Here is a 5,271-nt window from a genome sequence, read left to right as displayed (position 1 = left end):
GGGGGGTGAGCGGCAGCACGTCCTCGGTGTCGCGGCCGTCGCCGACCAGGGCGTCCAGCCGCTCCTGGTCGAGGCCGGCCAGCGGGAAGTCGGACGGGGTGCGGCCGCCGGCGCCGGGGCTCGCGCAGTGCTCGGCCAGCTCGCGCAGCGCCTGGAGGGTCTGCTCGGCGAGGGCTCGGACGGTGGCCTCGTCGTAGCGGGCCGCGGGGTAGGTCCAGCCCAGTTCGAGCCGGCCGTCCTGGACCGCCCCGATGACGTCCAGCAGGTAGGGGCGGGGCTCGTCGGGGTCGGTGTCGCGTCCGGCCGGGGGCAGCGAGCCGCGCAGCAGCCCGTCGGCGGCGGCGCTGCGGCTGTCCCACTGGCCGTGGTAGTTGAAGGCGATCAGCGGCGCGGCCGCGTCGGCCGGCAGGGCGGACGGGTGCAGGTGGCGCAGGGCGCCGTGGCTGAGTCCGCGCAGCGGGACGGCGCGCAGCTGCTCCTTGACCGAGCGCAGGGTGTCGTGCCAGCCGGCCTCGGGGTCGACGTGCAGGGCGAGCGGGAACTCGGCGGTGAACCAGCCGACCGTGCGGGAGAGGTCCTGGTCGGCGAAGAGGTCCTCGCGGCCGTGGCCCTCCACCCCGATCAGCACGGAGTCGCGGCCGCACCAGCGGGCCAGGGTGCGGCCCAGCGCGCTGAGCAGGACGTCGTTGACCTGGGTGCGGTAGACCTCCGGGACGTGCCGCAGCAGCGCCTCGGTGGTCCGCTCGTCCAGGGTGACGGTGACGGTGGCGGCGGTGCCGTGGGTGTTGGGGCCGGGCCGCCCCTCAGGCAGCCCGGCCGGGGCCCGGCCGGTACGGGTCCAGTACGCGCTGTCGCCGTCCAGGGCGCCGGAGCGGGTGTGCCGCTCCAGCCGGGCGGCCCAGCGGGTGTAGGAGGTGCCCGGCTCCGGCAGCCGGACGGGTGCGCCGGTGCGGGCGGCGCGGTAGGCCGCTTCGAGGTCGGCGAGCAGGATGCGCCAGGAGACGCCGTCGACGGCCAGGTGGTGGATCGTCAGGACGAGCTGGCCGGCCTGGTCGGCGCCGCCGTCGAAGAACAGGGCGCGCAGCATCCGGCCCTCGACCGGGTCGAGGGAGCGCTGCGCCTCGTCGGCGGTGCGCTGCACCTCCGCTTCCGCCGTCGCCGGGTGGTGGGTGAAGACGCCGTCCGGTGCCTGCTCCAGGACCTCCTGGTGCCAGCCGGATCCGCCCCGGCGGAAGCGGGTGCGCAGCGCCGGGTGGTGCTCCGCCAGGGCGAGCACCGCGGTCCGCAGGGCGGCCGGGTCGGTGCCCGGGGCCAGGGCCAGCCGCTGGGTCATGGTGAAGCGCAGCGCCTCGCCCGCCCGGCGGCCGTCGAGGTACCCGTGCTGGATCGGGGTGAGCGGGGCCTCGGCGGGCTCGGCCTCGTCCACCTCCGTCCGTACCGACGACTCACCGGCGCACAGGGCGAGCTCGGCGACGTTCTGGTAGCGGAAGACGTCCTTGGTGGTGAGGGCGAGGCCGGCGGCGCGGGCCCGGGAGACGATCTGGATGCTGAGGATGGAGTCGCCGCCGAGGGCGAAGAAGTTGTCCCGGGCGCCGACCCGCTCCACGCCCAGCACCTCGGCCCAGATCGCGGCGAGCCGCTGCTCGGTGCCGGGGCGCGGGGCGACGTACGGGGTGGTGCGGTCCGGCTGGGCGGGCGGGGCGGGCAGGGCCCGCCGATCGGTCTTGCCGCTGACGGTGCGCGGGACGCGGGCCAGCGGGACGAACGCGGTGGGCACCAGGTGGTCGGGCAGGGTACGCCGCAGCCAGGCCCGCAGTTCCTCGGCGGGCGGCACCCGGTCGCCGGCCGGCACCGGGTAGCCGACCAGCAGGGTCCGGCCGCCCTGTTCGCGGGCGGCGACGGCGCAGTCGGCGAGGTCGGGGTGGGTCAGCAGGGCGGCCTCCACCTCGCCGGGCTCGATCCGGAAGCCGCGGATCTTGACCTGCTCGTCGGCCCGGCCGAGGAACTCCAGCTGTCCTTCGGCGTCCCAGCGGGCCAGGTCGCCGGTGCGGTACATCCGGGTGCCGGGGGCGCCGAACGGGTCGGCGAGGAAGCGGCCGGCGGTCAGCCCGGGCCGGTTCAGGTAGCCGCGGGCGACCTGTTCCCCGGCCAGGTACAGCTCCCCGGGCATGCCGGGCGGCACCGGGCGCAGCGCGCCGTCGAGCACGTGGGCGGTGACGCCGCGGCCCGGCCGGCCGATCACCGGGCGCCCGGGGTGGTCCGCGCAGCGGGCGTAGGCGGCGTCGACGGTGCACTCGGTGGGCCCGTACAGGTTGTAGGTGCTGATGCCGTACTCGGCCTGGGCCGCGCGCAGGTCCCGCCAGGTGGCGGCGGGGATCGCCTCGCCGCCGAGCTGCAACAGCCGGGGGTGGTGGGGGGCGGGGGCGAACAGTCCGGCGGCGGTGAGTTCGCGCAGCAGGGAGGGGGTGACGTTGACGACGTCGAGCCGCTGGTCGACGATCCGGGCGAGGAAGGCCTGCGGGTCCAGCCGGACGTCCTCGTCGATCAGGTGGAGTTCCTGGCCGGAGACCAGCAGCAGCGGGCCCTCCCAGCTGGTGTCGAAGGAGAGGGAGGCGCTGAGGGCGACCTTCAGCCGGCTGCCGTCGGCGGTGTGCGGGGCGAGCATCCCCTCCCGGTGGTCGCGGCAGAGGTTGACCAGCTGGCGGTGCTCGACGACCACGCCCTTGGGGCGGCCGGTGGAGCCGGAGGTGTGGATCAGGTAGGCGGCGTGCCCGGGCAGCAGCGGGACGGTCCGTTCGGCATCGGTGAGGTCGTGGCCGGGCAGGGCCTCCCACGGCACCTCGCGCAGGGTGTGCTCGGTCAGGACCGTGTGCGGCCGGGTGTCGTCGAGCAGCAGGGCGGCCCGCTCCTCGGGCAGGTCCGGGTCGACGAACTGGAGGACGGCGCCGGCCTTGAGCACCGCGAACAGCGCCACCAGCAGGTCGGAGGTGCGCGGCAGCCGGACGGCGACCACCTGCTCCGGGCCGGCGCCGAGGGCGGCCAGGTGGCGGGCGAGGCGGTTGGCCCGGGTGTTGAGCGCGGCGTAGTCCAGGGTGGCGTCGCGGGCGACCAGCGCGGTGGCGTCCGGGGTGCGGGCGGCCTGCTCCTCGAACAGGGCGGTGAAGGTGGTGTCGGGCCCGGGCAGCGGCTCGCCGCGCCCCTGCCGCAGCACCTGCTCCCGCTCCTCCCCGGTCATCAGCGGCAGCGCCCCGACGGCCGTCGCGGGCGCGTCGGCGGCGGCCGCCAGCAGGATGGTCAGCCGGTCGGCGAGCTGCCGGGCGGTGCGGGCGTCGAAGAGCCCGGTGCTGTACTCCAGGTAGCCGGTCAGGCCGCCGTCGTGCTCGGCGAAGTCGAAGGAGAGGTCGAAGGTGGCGTTGCGGACGGGCGGGGTGAGGGGTTCCACCGTCAGGCCGGGCAGCCGGGGCGCCTCGGCGCCGAGGTTGTGCAGCGCCACCATCACCTGGAACAGCGGGGTGCGGCTGGTGTCGCGCTCCGGCTGGAGGACGTCCACCAGCCGTTCGAAGGGCACCTCCTGGTGGGCCAGGGCGTCCAGGACGGTGGCCCGCGCGGCGGTCAGCAGCTCGTGGAAGGACAGCTCGGGGCGGATGTCGCCGCGCAGCACCAGGGTGTTGACGAACATGCCGACCACGTCGTGGAGTTCGCCCTGTTCGCGGCCGGAGGTGACGGTGCCGACGGCGATGTCCGTCTGCCCGGACCAGCGGGCCAGCAGCACCTGGCAGGCGGCCAGCAGGACGGTGTAGAGGGTGCCGTCGGCCTCCCGGCCGCGCTCGCGCAGCCGGGCGGTCAGCCCGGCGGGCAGGGTGAAGGTGACCAGCGCGCCCTCCCGGGTGCGCACCGCCGGGCGCGGCCGGTCGGTGGGCAGCTCCAGCGGGGCCAGGCCGTCCAGGGCCCGGCGCCAGTGGTCGAGGTCGGCCTCGGCGGCGGCGGTGCGGGTGCGCTGCCAGGCCGCGTAGTCGGTGTACCGGACGGGCGGCGCGGGCAGCCGCGGGCGGCGGCCTTCGAGGGCGGCGGCGTACAGCTCGCCGAGGTCGCGGCCGAGCACGCCCATCGACCAGCCGTCGGTGGCGATGTGGTGCACCGCCAGGGCGAGGACGTGCTCGTCGGCGGCGGTGCGCAGCAGGCGGGCACGCAGCACCGGGCCGGCTTCGAGGTCGAAGGGGGTGGCGGCGATCCGCTCCAGGCGGGCGTCCAGGTCGGCCGGCGGGACGTCCTCGCGGGGCAGTTCGACGGGGTGGGGCGGGCGCACCACCTGCCGGGCCCGGCCGTCCCGTTCGGCGTAGGTGGTCCGCAGTGCCACGTGCCGCTCGACCAGGGCGTCCAGGGCGCCACCGAGCGCGGCCCGGTCGAGGGTGCCGCGCAGCCGCAGCACGGACAGCGAGGTGTACTCGGTGCTGCCGGGCTCGAAGCGGTCGAGGAACCAGAGCCGCTGCTGGGCGTAGGAGAGCGGCGGTTCGCTGCCCGGGTCGGCGGCGGGGACGACGGCCGGGACGGCGGTCCGTGCGGCGCCCGGGCCCGGCTCGCCGAGCGCCTCGGCGAGGTCGGCGAGCACGGGGTGGGTGAACAGCAGCCGGGGCGAGAGGTCGGCGGCGCCGAAGGCGGCGCGCAGCCGGGCGGTGACCCGCACGGCGAGGATGGAGTCGCCGCCGAGGGCGAAGAAGTCGTCCTCGGCGCCGATCGGGCCGGCGTCCAGGACCTCCGTCCAGGCCCGGGCGACCAGCCGCTCGGCGGGGGTGCGGGGGGCGGTGCGCTCGCGGCCGGCGGCGTAGCCGTCCGGTCCGGGCGCCGGCAGGGCGCGCCGGTCGAGCTTGCCGTTGGGGGTGAGCGGCAGGGCGGCCAGCGGCACGTAGGCGGCGGGCACCAGGTAGGCGGGCAGCAGCCGTTCCAGGTGGGCGCGCAGCTCGGCGGCGCCCGGGGGCCGCAGCGGGTCCGCGCCGACGACGTGGGCGACCAGCCGGCGGGTGCCGGCGGCGTCCTCGTGGACGCCGACGGTGGCCAGGCCCACGCCGGGGTGGGTCTGGAGGGCGGCCTCGATCTCGCCGGGTTCGATCCGGTAGCCGCGGATCTTGACCTGCTGGTCGGCACGGCCCAGGTAGCGCAGGGTGCCGTCGGCCTGCCGGCGGGCCCGGTCGCCGGTGCGGTACATCCGGGTGCCGGGGGCGCCGAACGGGTCGGCGAGGAAGCGGGTGGCGGTCACGCCGGGCCGGTTGAGGT

1 protein-coding gene is annotated in these 5,271 nt (G+C 77.0%); it reads right to left on the bottom strand.

The window, feature by feature from the left end; all coding sequences use genetic code 11:
- Positions 1-5,254, bottom strand: a 5,254-nt coding sequence (locus ACIQOV_RS26190; RefSeq protein ID WP_401052433.1) for an amino acid adenylation domain-containing protein, incomplete at its 3' end; no start/stop codon positions are given.
- Between the last annotated feature and the right edge of the window lie 17 nt (positions 5,255-5,271).

The organism is Kitasatospora sp. NPDC091257, assembly GCF_044757675.1.
Lineage (GTDB): Bacteria > Actinomycetota > Actinomycetes > Streptomycetales > Streptomycetaceae > Kitasatospora > Kitasatospora lactacystinica.
Note: the sequence above shows the minus strand (reverse complement) of the source record. Positions and strands in the feature narration are given on the sequence as shown.